This window comes from Pseudonocardia yuanmonensis, assembly GCF_039542425.1.
Lineage (GTDB): Bacteria > Actinomycetota > Actinomycetes > Mycobacteriales > Pseudonocardiaceae > Pseudonocardia > Pseudonocardia yuanmonensis.
On sequence record NZ_BAABIC010000010.1, the window covers coordinates 150,119 to 162,552 of the forward strand.

14 protein-coding genes are annotated in these 12,434 nt (G+C 74.6%); 8 read left to right on the top strand and 6 right to left on the bottom strand.

What is annotated here, in order from left to right; all coding sequences use genetic code 11:
- Positions 1-10 precede the first annotated feature (10 nt).
- The 4 genes from ABD990_RS16635 to ABD990_RS16650 form a co-directional block, all read right to left on the bottom strand.
- Complete coding sequence (locus ABD990_RS16635) at positions 11-946, bottom strand: PfkB family carbohydrate kinase (RefSeq protein WP_345381436.1); 936 nt, start codon at positions 944-946, stop codon at positions 11-13.
- Between the two features lie 48 nt (positions 947-994).
- On the bottom strand, positions 995-1,195 hold the full coding sequence (locus ABD990_RS16640) for a hypothetical protein (RefSeq protein WP_345381437.1): 201 nt from the start codon (positions 1,193-1,195) through the stop codon (positions 995-997).
- A 79-nt stretch (positions 1,196-1,274) separates the two neighbouring features.
- Positions 1,275-2,717: an MFS transporter gene (locus ABD990_RS16645; protein ID WP_345381438.1), complete on the bottom strand. Its 1,443-nt coding sequence runs from the start codon at positions 2,715-2,717 to the stop codon at positions 1,275-1,277.
- A gap of 86 nt (positions 2,718-2,803) precedes the next feature.
- Positions 2,804-3,157, bottom strand: coding sequence for an STAS domain-containing protein (locus tag ABD990_RS16650; protein ID WP_345381439.1), 354 nt, complete (start codon positions 3,155-3,157; stop codon positions 2,804-2,806).
- 209 nt (positions 3,158-3,366) lie between these two features.
- Between ABD990_RS16650 and ABD990_RS16655 the strand changes: the two genes are divergently transcribed.
- The 4 genes from ABD990_RS16655 to ABD990_RS16670 all read left to right on the top strand — a co-directional run bounded on the left by ABD990_RS16655 (position 3,367) and on the right by ABD990_RS16670 (position 5,937).
- Positions 3,367-3,966: a flavodoxin family protein gene (locus ABD990_RS16655; protein ID WP_345381440.1), complete on the top strand. Its 600-nt coding sequence runs from the start codon at positions 3,367-3,369 to the stop codon at positions 3,964-3,966.
- 22 nt (positions 3,967-3,988) lie between these two features.
- Positions 3,989-5,188: an alcohol dehydrogenase catalytic domain-containing protein gene (locus tag ABD990_RS16660; protein ID WP_345381441.1), complete on the top strand. Its 1,200-nt coding sequence runs from the start codon at positions 3,989-3,991 to the stop codon at positions 5,186-5,188.
- Positions 5,185-5,517: a DUF3140 domain-containing protein gene (locus ABD990_RS16665; RefSeq protein ID WP_345381442.1), complete on the top strand. Its 333-nt coding sequence runs from the start codon at positions 5,185-5,187 to the stop codon at positions 5,515-5,517. Before ABD990_RS16660 ends, ABD990_RS16665 begins: the two co-directional genes overlap by 4 nt.
- Positions 5,518-5,664: 147 nt before the next feature.
- On the top strand, positions 5,665-5,937 hold the full coding sequence (locus tag ABD990_RS16670; RefSeq protein ID WP_345381443.1) for a DUF3040 domain-containing protein: 273 nt from the start codon (positions 5,665-5,667) through the stop codon (positions 5,935-5,937).
- Between the two features lie 10 nt (positions 5,938-5,947).
- Here ABD990_RS16670 and ABD990_RS16675 read toward each other — a convergent pair whose 3' ends face one another.
- A complete protein-coding gene (locus tag ABD990_RS16675) occupies positions 5,948-6,574 on the bottom strand; it encodes a ribonuclease H family protein (RefSeq protein WP_345381531.1) in 627 nt (208 codons plus the stop codon).
- 135 nt (positions 6,575-6,709) lie between these two features.
- On the opposite strand from ABD990_RS16675, the gene ABD990_RS16680 reads away from it, so the two are divergent.
- Entirely contained in the window at positions 6,710-8,353 is a 1,644-nt protein-coding gene (locus ABD990_RS16680) for a Na+/H+ antiporter (RefSeq protein ID WP_345381444.1), read from the top strand.
- 33 nt (positions 8,354-8,386) lie between these two features.
- On the opposite strand, the gene ABD990_RS16685 is transcribed toward ABD990_RS16680, so the two are convergent.
- Positions 8,387-9,340 (bottom strand): LLM class F420-dependent oxidoreductase, encoded by a 954-nt coding sequence (locus tag ABD990_RS16685; RefSeq protein ID WP_345381445.1) that lies wholly within the window; start codon positions 9,338-9,340, stop codon positions 8,387-8,389.
- A gap of 230 nt (positions 9,341-9,570) precedes the next feature.
- Here ABD990_RS16685 and ABD990_RS16690 point away from each other — a divergent pair, with 230 nt between their 5' ends.
- The 3 genes from ABD990_RS16690 (at position 9,571) to ABD990_RS16700 (ending at position 12,433) form a co-directional block, all read left to right on the top strand.
- Complete coding sequence (locus ABD990_RS16690) at positions 9,571-10,020, top strand: hypothetical protein (RefSeq protein WP_345381446.1); 450 nt, start codon at positions 9,571-9,573, stop codon at positions 10,018-10,020.
- Between the two features lie 405 nt (positions 10,021-10,425).
- Entirely contained in the window at positions 10,426-11,166 is a 741-nt protein-coding gene (locus ABD990_RS16695; RefSeq protein WP_345381447.1) for a hypothetical protein, read from the top strand.
- A complete protein-coding gene (locus ABD990_RS16700) occupies positions 11,159-12,433 on the top strand; it encodes an SRPBCC family protein (RefSeq protein ID WP_345381448.1) in 1,275 nt (424 codons plus the stop codon). Before ABD990_RS16695 ends, ABD990_RS16700 begins: the two co-directional genes overlap by 8 nt.
- The last annotated feature ends 1 nt before the right edge of the window (position 12,434 follow it).

The window sequence follows — 12,434 nt, forward strand, 5'->3', positions numbered from 1 at the left end:
CGGCGCCTCGTCACGGGCGTGTGCGGAGGAGGTCGGGGGACAGGGCGGGGCGGCCGCCCGGGTGGCGGACCGTCGAGGCCGCGGCGGCCACGCCCACCGCGAGGGCCGCGCCGGGGTCCGCGGACGGATCCCGCAGCAGGGTGACGGCGAGGCCGGCGGTGAGCGCGTCGCCCCCGCCCGTCGTGTCGACGGGCCCCTCCGGACCGGGGTCCTCGAGCGGCAGGAACACCTCGCCGCCCGCCCAGACGGCCACGTTCCCCGGCTCGTCGCGTTCCACGCCGAGCACCGCGACCCCGAGCCCGTCGTCGACGAGCCGGCGGCCGGCGTCGACCGCGGCCGCCGGGCCGTCGATCTCCCGGCCGAGCAGCTGCTCGGCCTCGGCGGGATCGGCGCGCAACATGTCGACCAGTCCGAGCAGCGCGTCCCGCCCGTCGTCGCCGGGCACGCCGTCGAGCAGGATGCGGGCGCCGCCGATGTGGGCGTGCCGGGCGGCGGCGAGCAGGGCCGGCACCGGCTGCTGGGCCTGCAGGACCACGACGCGGGCCGCGCGCAGCTCCGTGGCGGCGGCGTCGACGTCGGCCTCGGTGAGGAGCACCGGCTCACCCAGGTCCTGCAGGTAGCGCCACCGCCCCTCCCGGTCGAGGACGTCGACCACGAGGCCCGTCGCCGTGCCGGGGCGGCGCACGACCCGGGACACGTCCAGCCCGTCGAGGCGGGCGCGGTCGAGCACGAGCTCCGCCGCGGTGTCGTCCCCGGCCACGGCCACCAGCGAGGCCGTCGCACCCAGCTGGGTCACGCCCACCGCGCAGTTCGCGCCCTTGCCGCCGAGCATCTCGTGACGCTCCCGGACGTCGGCCGCGCTCCCGGGCCCGGGCATCTCGTCGACGACCAGCACCAGGTCCCGGGCCAGCTGACCCACGACCACGACCTCCGGAACGGTCCGCATGGTCCGGCCCCTACCCGTGCCCCGGGCCGGCACACGCGTGGTCCAGGATCAGTAGTCCGGATCGCCGGGGCGGGGCGGCGAGCAGTTGTTGGCCACGTTCATCTGCTGGGCCAGCTCGTCGACCCGTTCCGCGCGCGCCTGCTCGTCGCCGCGACCGGACCCGGTGTCCTCGCCGGCCTCCCCGCCGGTCTCTCCGCGGGTCTCCTCGCGGGTCTTCTCGGCACCGTCCTGCTGGGCGGGGTCCTGCACGCCACGGACCTCCCTCGTCACGTCGTCAGCCGGCCGGCGTCCCGGCCGTCCGGCCCCCGCGTACCCGGTCACCAGGGCGTCACTCCCGCAGCACGGCCGCGACCGGCGGGGAGCGGAAGGCCGTGCCCTCGCCCTCCGTCCACCGCCGCAGGTCCGGCTTCTGCGGACCGGACCCGCCGAGCAGCAGCACGCCCGTCAGCACCGCCGCACCGACGCCGGTGACCACCACACCGAGCAGGATCGTGCGGTCGATCGCCGCGGGCCCGCCGGAGGTCGCGAGCCGCATCACCACCGGTGCCGCGAGGAACGCCGCCTCCGCGCGCAGCAGCTGGACCAGCGCGAACGCCGGCCCGAGCCGGGGCGCGGGAACGCTCAGCGCGCCGAGGAAGAGCCCCGGGGCCACGCCCGTGCCCGCGCCCAGCCCGAGCAGGAACCCCGCTACCGCCGCGCGCACCAGACCGCCGCCGCTCAGCAGGACGGCACCGGCCGCGCACACCGTGAGCAGCCCGCCCAGCACCAGCACGGGCAACCACCGGGTGGGCAGGACGCGGACGATCAGCAGGATCGCCAGCAGCATCCCGGCCACCTGGGTGGCCAGCGCCGCGCCGACGACCGCGGGCGGATGTCCCTCGACCCCCTGCAGCCGCAGCACCGCCAGCTCGGTGAACGCGGTGAACCCGGCGCCGGTGACCATCGCGGCCCCGATGCCGGTGATCGGCAGCGTGTGCGCGAGGAGCCGGACCGGCATCAGCGGGTCCTCCTTGCGGTACTCGCGGACCACCAGCAGCACGAGCGCCGCCAGCCCGAGAACCGTCGGCACCACGAACCCGGGTGCGGTGGCCGGGCGCCCGACCAGCACGCTCACCCCCACGAAGGGCAGGAAGGTCGCGGCCGCGGCCAGCGGGACGCCGGACGGGTCGAAGCGCATCCGCGGCGCCTCGGGGTCGCTGCGCCCGAACCCCGCGAGCCCCACCACGAACCCCGCCAGCGCGATCACCGCGGCGCCCAGGTGCACCCAGCGCCAGGCGCCGGGCGTGGCGGCGAACCCGCCGATCGACGTCCCGAGCACCGAGCCGCCGAAGAGCCCCAGGTTGATCAACGCGACGGTGAGCGGGATCCGCCGCGGGCCGTGCCCGGTCACGGCCGGCGGCAGCGCCACGACCAGCAGCATCCCGCTGCCCAGGCCCAGCAGCACCCGCCCGGTGACGAGCACGGCGTTCGACCCGGCGAGCGCGGCCGCCCCGGCCCCGGCGGCGACCAGCAGGGTGCAACCCAGGTAGATCCGGCGCGGGTCGATGCGCCGCATCAGGTCGGCGGCCGCGACCACGCCGAAGGCGTACGACGCGTTGGCCAGCCCCTGCCCGAGCTGCAGCCCGGCCCGGTCGGTGCCGAGCTCGCGGGCCAGCACCGGGGTGAACAGGAAGGGCGCCGTGGAGAGCAGCACGAAGGGGGCGAGGCCGAGCAGCGCCATGGCGATGCCGGTGGACCAACGGCCGGTGAGGCGGGGCGACGGCAGCCTCATGGGGCGGTGCGGCGCGGGCGGGGGAGCACGGGCATGCCCCGGTCTTCCCCTCCGCCGGAGGGCTCAACCGGGGGGCCGCGCCCGGATCAGCTCCGGTCGCTGCGCGACACCGCGTACGCCGGCACGTCCGGGAGCCCGGCGCTCGCCGGGATGCCCAGCGCCCGCAGGATCATCTGCGCGGGCCGGTGCTCGCCGCACACCAGGTGCAGGCCCCCGCCGCGGCGCTCGAGGTCCTCGCCCAGGGTCAGCAGCTCCCGCACCCCGCTCGCGCAGAGGTGCTGCAGGTCGTCGAGCTCCACGACGACGACGGCGGAGTCCGCCTCGGCGAGCCGGCGCAGCGCCGCGCGGAAGGGCCCGAGGGTCGCGAGATCGACCTCCCCGCGCAGGTGCGCGACGAGGTGGCCCGGTTCCGGGCGTTCCTCGAGCTCGATCTCGACCATGGCCCTCTCCTGCATCGGCGGTGCGCCTCCCCGGGACGGGAGATCGCGCGCTGCGTGGTTGAACGCCGCGACTCCGAGAAGCTTTCATGCTGGCACGCGAGTACCTGTCCGCGTAACCCCCGAACCTCCGCACCCCGGCCGGCGTCCGTTTGCCCCACCCGCGGCCGGGTATCGCAGCGGGGACCGTGGATCCCGAGCGGGAGGCCCGCATGCTCACCGCACTGGCCCTCAACTGCACCCTGAACGCGTCCCCGACCGGGTCGAGCACCCAGAAGCTGATCGACGAGGTGTTCGCCGCGTTCAAGGAGCACGACGTGGTGGGCGAGACGATCCGCGTCGTCGACCACGACGTCCGTCCCGGCGTCCAGCCCGACATGGGCGCCGGCGACGACTGGCCGGAGCTGCGCCGCCGGATCCTCGACGCCGACATCCTGCTGCTGGCCAGCCCGACCTGGGTCGGGCACATGAGCAGCGTCGCGCAGCGCGTGCTGGAGCGGCTGGACGCCGAGATCTCCGAGACGGACGACGAGGGCCGCCCGCTGATGTTCGGCAAGGTCGCGGTCGCGGCCGTCGTCGGCAACGAGGACGGCGCCCACAAGATCGCCGCCGACCTGTTCCAGGCGCTCAACGACACCGGCTTCACGGTGCCGGCGCAGGGGTCCGTGTACTGGAACGGCGAGGCGATGTCCGGCACGGACTACAAGGACCTCGACGAGACCCCCGAACCCGTGGCGGCCACGACCGCCACCCTCGCCGCCAACGCGGCGCACCTGGCCCGGCTGCTCAACGAGCACCAGTACCCCGCCTGACCCCCGGCTGAGAGGAGGCGTCGTGCGCGCAGTCACCTGGCACGGCAAGCGCGACGTCCGGGTGGACACCCACCCGGACCCGTCCATCAAGGATCCCGACGACGTCATCGTGCAGATCACCTCGACCGGCCTGTGCGGCTCCGACCTGCACCTGTACGAGGTGCTGGGCCCGTTCCTCGGGGAGGGCGACATCCTCGGTCACGAGCCGATGGGGATCGTCGCGGAGAAGGGCCCGGGCGTGACCTCGCTCGAGGTCGGCGACCGCGTGGTGGTGCCGTTCAACGTCTCCTGCGGCACCTGCTGGATGTGCGAGCGCGGCCTGCACTCGCAGTGCGAGACCACCCAGAACCGCGAGCAGGGCATGGGCGCGTCCCTGTTCGGCTACACGAAGCTCTACGGCCAGGTGCCGGGCGGGCAGGCGGAGTTCCTGCGGGTGCCGTTCGGGGACCGGCTGCCGATCAAGGTGCCGGAGGGCCCGCCGGACGACCGGTTCGTCTACCTCTCGGACGTGCTGCCCACGGCCTGGCAGGCCGTCGCCTACGCCGACCCGCCGCGGGACGGCAGCCTGGTCGTCCTCGGGCTCGGCCCGATCGGCGACATGGCCTGCCGGATCGCCCGGCACCGCGGCGTCGAGACGGTCATCGGCATCGACCTGGTGCCCGAGCGGCTGAGCCGGGCGCAGAACCGCGGCGTGACCACGATCGACCTGCGCGAGGCCGGCAAGGACGTCGTCGACGCGGTCCGCACCCTCACCGGCGGCCGCGGGGCGGACGCGGTGATCGACGCCGTCGGCATGGAGGCGCACGGCTCGCCGTTCGGCAAGATCGCCCACCAGCTCGCCGGTTTCCTGCCCGACGCGCTGGCCGCGCCGTTCATGAAGACCGCGGGCGTGGACCGGCTGGCCGCGCTGCAGATGGCGATCGAGCTGGTCCGCCGGGGCGGCACGGTCTCGCTGTCCGGCGTCTACGGCGGGATGGCCGATCCGCTGCCGATGCTGCAGATGTTCGACAAGCAGATCCAGCTGCGGATGGGTCAGGCGAACGTGCACCGCTGGGTGCCGGACCTGCTGCCGCTGCTCACGGACGACGACCCGCTGGGCACCGAGGACTTCGCCACCCACCACGTGCCCCTGGAGTCCGCACCGGACGCCTACAAGATGTTCCAGGAGAAGCGCGACGGGGCGGTGAAGGTCCTGTTCAAGCCCGGGACCGCGACGTCGTGAGCGGCAGGAGCGCCGAGGAGGTCCACGAGGAGTTCGGCGAGGCGGTCAACATGACCGCCGCCGAGCTCGAGAAGTGGCTGAAGACGGACGAGTCCAAGGACGCCGGCCAGCACAAGGACGGCGGCGAGTCCGTCGGGCACGAGTCGGGCCGGCGGATCGTGCAGATCCTGCGGAGCAGGAAGGCCGATCTGTCCGAGGACGACGAGAAGCACATGCGCAAGGTCGTCGGCTACGTGCACCGGCACCTGGCGCAGAAGCCGAAGGGCGACGTCACGGAGACGACCTGGCGCCACTCGCTGATGAACTGGGGGCACGACCCCCTGAAGTGATCGTCGCGCACGACGCGGGCCGCCCGGGCAGGGCGGCCCGCGCCGGCGTCCGGCGGACGGGCCAGGAACCCGTGCGGTCCACCCCGGACGGCCCATTGACCGGCACGGACCGAGGGAGTTCGCTCACGGCAAGAGCGAGGGGGAGCCATGCTGAGCGACGAGGACCGGCGCCGGCTGCAGGACATCGAGGCGGCGATCCGGATGGAGGACCCGCGCTTCGCCGAGCGGCTCGCCGACGGGAGGTTCCCGGCCCGCGCGGGGCGGGCGGCGGCGCTCGCCCTGATCCTGCTCGGCCTCGTCGGGCTGCTCGCCGGGCTGGCCCTGCTCTCCGGCCCCACCCTGCTGTTCGCCGCCCTGGTCACCGCCATGGGCGTCATGCTGTGGGGCCGGCTCGGCCGCAGGCGCCGCCGCGCCGGTTGACCGCGGGCCGTCAGGCCACCGCGCGCGACTGCTCCACCGCGAGCGCGTCGACGAGGTCGTTCATCTCGTCGCCGGAGTGGCCCTTGACCCAGCGGAAGGACACGTCCCCGCGCTCGTTGACCAGCGTGATCAGGGGCTCCCACAGGTCCCGGCTCACCACCGGCTTGCGCGCGCTCGTCGTCCAGCCGCGCGCGAGCCAGCCCTTCCACCAGCCGTCCCGGAAGCAGTTCACGACGTAGGTCGAGTCGCTGACCACCACCAGCGGGCCCTCGAGCGCCCGCACCGCCTCCAGCGCGGCGCGGATCTCCATACGCTGGTTGGTGGTCCCCGCCTCGCCGCCGCTGTCCTGCCGGCCGTCGCGGGTGGCCCACGCCCAGCCGCCCGGACCGGGGTTGCCCGAGCACGCCCCGTCCGTCCACACCTCGAGGGCGCCGTCGGCCGCCGGCATGTCCGGACGCGGGGCCGACCGGGTGGGCCGCGCGGCCAGGGTGTCCGCCTCCGCACCGCCGGAACCACCGTTCCCGGCCGCCCCGGCGCAGGCCGTGTGCGCCCACGACTTCCCGGCCTTGGCGATCTCCTCGCCGGGCCGGATCGGGTTCGAGCAGACGCCGCAGGTGGTGGCGTACTTCGCGGTCATCGGCACCGGGCAAGCCTACGGCCCGGCTCCCTGCCCACCTCCCTGCCCACCTCCCTGCCCACCTCCCTGCCCACCTCCCTGCCCACCTCCCGGCTCCCGGCATGCCGGACCCACGCACGGGGTACCGCTCGCCGCGTGCCGACTCAGGTCCTGCTCGTGGTCGTCGTGCTGGCGGCGGGGGTGGTCCTCGGCCGCCTGGTGAGCCGGCGGACGGGGCTCCCCGACGCCGCGGTGTACGTCCTGCTCGGCGTGGCTGCCGCGTTCATCCCCGGCGTGGCGGAGGTCCGGCTCTCCCCGGACCTGGTGCTGCTGCTGTTCCTGCCGCCGCTGATCTACTACGCCGCCTTCTTCAGCGACCCCCGCGAGACGGCGAACCACCTCGTGCCGGTCGTCGGGCAGGCGGTCGGCCTGGTCGTCGTCACTGCGGTGGCCGTGGGCGGGACCCTGCTGCTGGTCTTCCCCGACGTGGGCTGGGCCGCCGCGATCGCCTTCGGCGCGGCCGTCGCGCCGCCCGATCCCGTGGCCGCCGGCTCGGTCCTGCAACGCCTCGGCGCCCCACGTCGGCTGGTGACCGTGCTGGAGTCCGAGGGCCTGGTCAACGACGGCGTGGCCCTGACCCTGTTCGCCGTCGCGATCGGCGCGGTGGGCGCCTCGACCTCGGCCGGGGAGATCGGCCTGAAGCTGTTGATCGAGGTGGGCGGGGGCATCGCCCTCGGGCTGGTGGTCGGGATCGTGAGCGCCGCCCTGCGCCGGTACGTGCGGGACACCGCGAGCCACGTGCTGCTCTCCCTGGTCACTCCGTACCTGGCCTTCGTCCCGGCGCAGGAGCTGCACGCCTCCGGGGTGCTGGCGACGGTGACCGCGGCCGTGTGGCTCGGCGTCCGGGGCCGGGGGCTGGTCGAGCCGACGGTGCGGCTGCACTCGGAGACCTTCTGGTCGGTGCTGAACACCCTGCTCGTGGCGCTGCTGTTCGTGCTGCTGGGCATCCAGGTGCCGACGGTGTTCCGCGAGATCGGGGCCTACCCGTGGCAGGCCCTCCTGCTCGCCGCGCTGGCGGTGTCGGTGGCCGCGATCGTGGTCCGCCTCGCCTGGGTGATGGCCGTGCCCCCGCTGGGTCAGCTGCTGCCGATCCGCCAGGACCCGGCCTCGCACATGCCCTGGCGGGAGCGCCTGGCCCTCGGCTGGTGCGGGCCGCGGGGCGCGGTGTCGCTCGCCGTGGCCCTGTCCATCCCGCTGACGGCGGTCGGCGGGGCCCCGTTCCCACGCCGCGACCTGCTGCTCTTCCTCACCGTCGTGGTGGTGCTGGTGACCCTGGTGGGCCAGACGGTGCCGCTGCCCTGGCTGCTGCGGGTGCTGCGGCTGCGGCCCGACGAGCGGGAGCGCACCGAGGGGCTCCGGGCCCGCCGGGCCGCCGTCGACGCGGCGCTGCGCGAGCTCGACGAGGTCGCCGAGCAGGACGAGCCCGGCCCGGCCGGGGTGGAGGAGCTCCGCCAGGTCCTGGAGCTGCGCCGCGACCACCTCCGGGACCAGCTGGAGGCGAGCCGCCGTGCCCACCAGGGCGACGGCGACGGCGCCGGCAGGAACGGGGACGGGCGGGCGGGGCACGACCGGAACGCCGAGGGCCCCACCGACACCAGCGCCCTGCGGCTGCGCCTGCTGAAGGTCGAGCGCGAGACCCTGCGCCGGCTGCAGTCGCGCGGCGAGATCAGCCGCCCGACGATGGTGGCGATCAGCCAGGAGCTCGACCTGGACGAGACCCAGCTCCGCCGGCGGAGCTGAGCACCGGCCGGGCGCGGTGCCCCGGCGGGCGGCTCAGCGCAGCTGCGGCAGGACCTTCTCGGACCAGCCGCGGAAGAAGCCCTCGTGGTCCCCGCCGACCTGCTGGACGTAGACCTCGTCCACGCCGGCGTCGAGGTACTGCCGGACCCGCTCGAGGTGGTCGTCCGGGTCGTCGCCGCACACGATCGTCTCCGCGACCTGCTCGCGCTGCACCAGCGTCATGGCGTCGGCGAAGTCCTGCGGGCGGGGCAGGGTCTGGGCGAGCTGGCCGGGCAGCGCGTCGTTCCCCCACAGGCGGTGCGCCCGGTCGATCGCGGCCTCGCGGTCGGGCTCCCAGCAGACCTTCATCCCGGCCTGGACCGGCTTGTCCCCGCCGCCGGACTCGCGGAAGGTCCGGACCAGGTCGCCGTCGGGCATCACGGTGCAGTAGCCGTCCCCGATCCGCCCGGCCAGCTCGGTCGCCTGCGGACCGAACCCGGAGACGTAGATCGGCACCGGCTGGTCCGGCAGCGTGTAGATCCGCGCCTCCTGCACCTCGTAGTAGGTGCCGTGGTGGCTGATCTGCTCCCCCTCGTGCAGGAGGCGGATCACGTCGACCGCCTCCTCGAGCATGGCCAGTCGCTCGCCGACCGAGGGCCACGCGTCGCCGAGGACGTGCTCGTTGAGCAGCTCGCCGCTGCCGACGCCGAGGATGAACCGGCCGTCGAGCTGCACCGCGGCGGTCGCCGCGGCCTGGGCGATCACGGCCGGGTGGATGCGGACGGTCGGGCAGGTCACCGCGGTGGTCACGGGGAGCGACACCGCCTCCGACAGCGCCCCGATCACGGACCAGACGAAGGGGCTCTGGCCCTGCTCGTCGTTCCACGGGTGGAAGTGGTCGGAGATCCACAGCCTCTCGAAGCCGGCCCGTTCCGCCGCCCGCGCCTGGGCGACGAGCTCCTTCGGGCCGTACTGCTCGCAGGACAGGAAGTAGCCGATGCTCGCCATGCGGGAGCGCTACCCGGGCCCGACGTGGTGAACCGCGATCCCGACCCGCGAGTGATCGACACGTGGCTGGGCCGGTCGGGGCAACGCGGACGGCCGGGTCCGCCCCGTCGCTACGACGGACGGGCGGATTCTGTGCGGCGGGACCCGCGGAGCGAGTGGTGCGACCCCGCTCGGGGGTAGTTCGGGAGGGGCGCGGCCGGGCACCGGCCGCGCGGCGGGAAGGAGCACGGATGCGCACGACGGCGCTGGAGATCGACGACGAGGCCCCGCGGTCGGAGAACGGGACGCGGCCCGCCGACCTCGATCCCGTCGAGCGCCGGCAGGCCGCGGTCGCCGACCTGAAGGCCAGCCTGCGGGACCTGCTGCGCACCCTGCTGAAGTCCTCGGTGGGGCTCGTCCTGGAGCACGTGGAGGACCTGGGCGGAACCCTCCAGAAGATGGCCGCGTCGGGCGGGCTCGCCGTCGGCGCGGTGCTCGGCGGGGTCCGGGCCGGACTGGCCGGCAAGAACCCGATCTGGGGCGCGCTGAAGGGCGCGGTCGGGGCCATGAGCACCGGAATGCGCGTCGCGATCATTCTTGCGCTCGTCCTCGCGATCGTGTTGTTGCCGGTGACCGTGGTGCTGGTTCTCATCGCGTTGATCGTGCTGATCGTCGTGGCGGCCGCCAAAGCGGGTTCCTGACCCGCTCGTGTCGGCTCCGGACGGCGTCGTCCACAGCGGAGTACCCGGCGGAGTGCTCCGGGTGCTGCGTCGACCGAGCTCCTCGCCGTGCACCCTCCTCGCACGGCCGCTTCCGCTGCGTGACAGCACGTTGGGCCGACCGGGCGGTAGGCCCTCGTTCGGCCCAGCGCAGTCGCGGAAACGTCCCAGTGCGGGTCACCCGGCCGTTTCACGATCATTTCGGAAAAATGGGCCGGGAGAGTGGACCGAACGGCGCAAAAATGCGCGATGTCCGCGCTCAGCGTGTGCGGCCAGATCCGTTCGGGTAGAAGCTGCTGACCCCGGTTCGGGGCTCGAGCGTGATCGGTTCGGTGTCATCGGTCGCATTCGTGCGGGCGCGGACCGGCCACCACACGAGGAGGCACGATGAAATGCGGCGCACGGGTGGCGCTCGGGGTAGCCGGCGGCTACTTCCTGGGACGCACCAAGAAGATGAAGCTCGCCCTGATGCTCGGCGGGATGGCCGCGGGGCGTCGTGCGGGCGGGCCGGGTGAGCTCCTGGCGCAAGGTGCCAAGCTGCTCAACAGCTCCCCCGAGCTGTCCGCGCTGAGCGACCAGGTCCGCGGGCGCCTGCTGGACGCCGGCAAGGGCGCCGCGATGGCCGTGGCGGCGCGCCAGGTCGCCGCGCTGACCGACAAGGTCGGCAAGAAGGTCGAGGGTCTCGTCGACGCCGGCTCCGGGGCAGCCGGCTCGGCGAAGAACATGGCGAGCGACACGGGGAAGGACACGGCGGAGGACGCCGGGGAGGCGGGCACCGACGCGACGCAGAGCGCGGTGTCGAGCGCCCGCGACGCGGCCGGTGGCGACGACGAGGAGACCGACCGGTCCGACGAGGCCGGTGACCAGGCGAGCGACGAGGCCGGCGACGAGTCGGGCGACGAGCCGGCCGAGCCGGAGCAGGCCGAGGAGGCGCCGAAGCGGCGCCGCACCGCCAAGGCGCAGGGCACGGCGCGCGGGGCGGGGTCGCGGGCCGCCGGCAGCGGGCGTCGCACCGCGGCCGCGGGCACCGCCACCGCCCGGGCCGGCGCGAGGGCCGCCGCGGGTGGGGCCAAGGCGGCGTCCGGGCGCGGCAAGACCGCGGGCAAGCGGAGGAGCAGCGATGCCTGACACGAAGAAGCTGGCGGAGGCGCTTCCGGCCGACGCGTTGAAGGACGCCGGCTCGCGCCTGCTGTCGCTGCTCGTGCAGCGTGCGGCCGAGGCCGCCACGGACCGGGTGACGAGCCTGACGGACCGCCTCGACACGGTCACGGAGAACGGCGGGACCGGGGTGCGCGAGGCCCTGGGCCGCCGCCGTGACGACGAGGACGGCGACCCGGACGCCGAGGGCGAGGACGGCGACGGCGGCGACGGCAAGGGCGGCGGCTTCTTCTCGGGGATCAAGGACAAGGTGACCGGCCTGTTCGGCGGGGGCGGCGACGACGACTCCGAGGGCGGGGGCGGCGGCAGCGGCGGCGGCAAGAAGGTCAAGCTGACCAACATCGTCGAGGAGATCGACGTCGGCCTCCCGGTGCGCACCACCTACAACCTGTGGACCCAGTACGCCGACTTCCCGGGCTTCATGAAGAAGGTCGAGAGCGTCGACCAGATCACCGACGAGAAGACCCACTGGAAGGCGAAGGTCTTCTGGTCCCACCGCGAGTGGGAGGCGACGACCATGGAGCAGGTCGCCGACTCGCACATCATGTGGCGCTCCAAGGGCGCCAAGGGGCACGTGGACGGAGCGGTGAGCTTCACCGGGCTGGGCCCGAACCTCACCCGGGTGCTGCTGGTGCTCGAGTACCACCCGCAGGGCCTGTTCGAGCGCACCGGCAACATCTGGCGCGCCCAGGGCCGCCGCGCCCGGCTGGAGTTCAAGCACTTCCGCCGGCACGCCATGACCACGGCCATGCTGCACCAGGACGAGATCGAGGGCTGGCGCGGCGAGATCCGGGACGCCGAGGTCGTCCGGACCCACGAGGAGGCGCTCGAGGACGAGCGGCGCGCCCGCGAGGAGGAGGGCGAGCCCGAGGAGCGCGACGAGTACGCCGAGGAGGGCGCCGGAGAGGGTTACGACGAGGAGGCCGAGCCCGCCGCCGAGTACGACGAGGACTACGAGGAGGAGCCCGCCGACGAGGAGGGCGACTACGACGAGGCCGACGAGTACGCCGACGAGGGCGACTACGAGGAGGCCGACGAGGCCGACGAGTACCCCGAGGAGGGCCCGGTCGACGAGGCCGCCGAGGAGGAGGCCGAGCCCGTCGACGAGGCGGACGAGGACACCGCGCCCGCCGACGAGGCCGACGAGGCCGACGAGGAACCCGACGAGGAGCCGCCCCCGGCCCGCCGCCGTACCGCACGCCGGCAGCCCGCGGGCGCCGGCGGAAGGAGCCGATGAG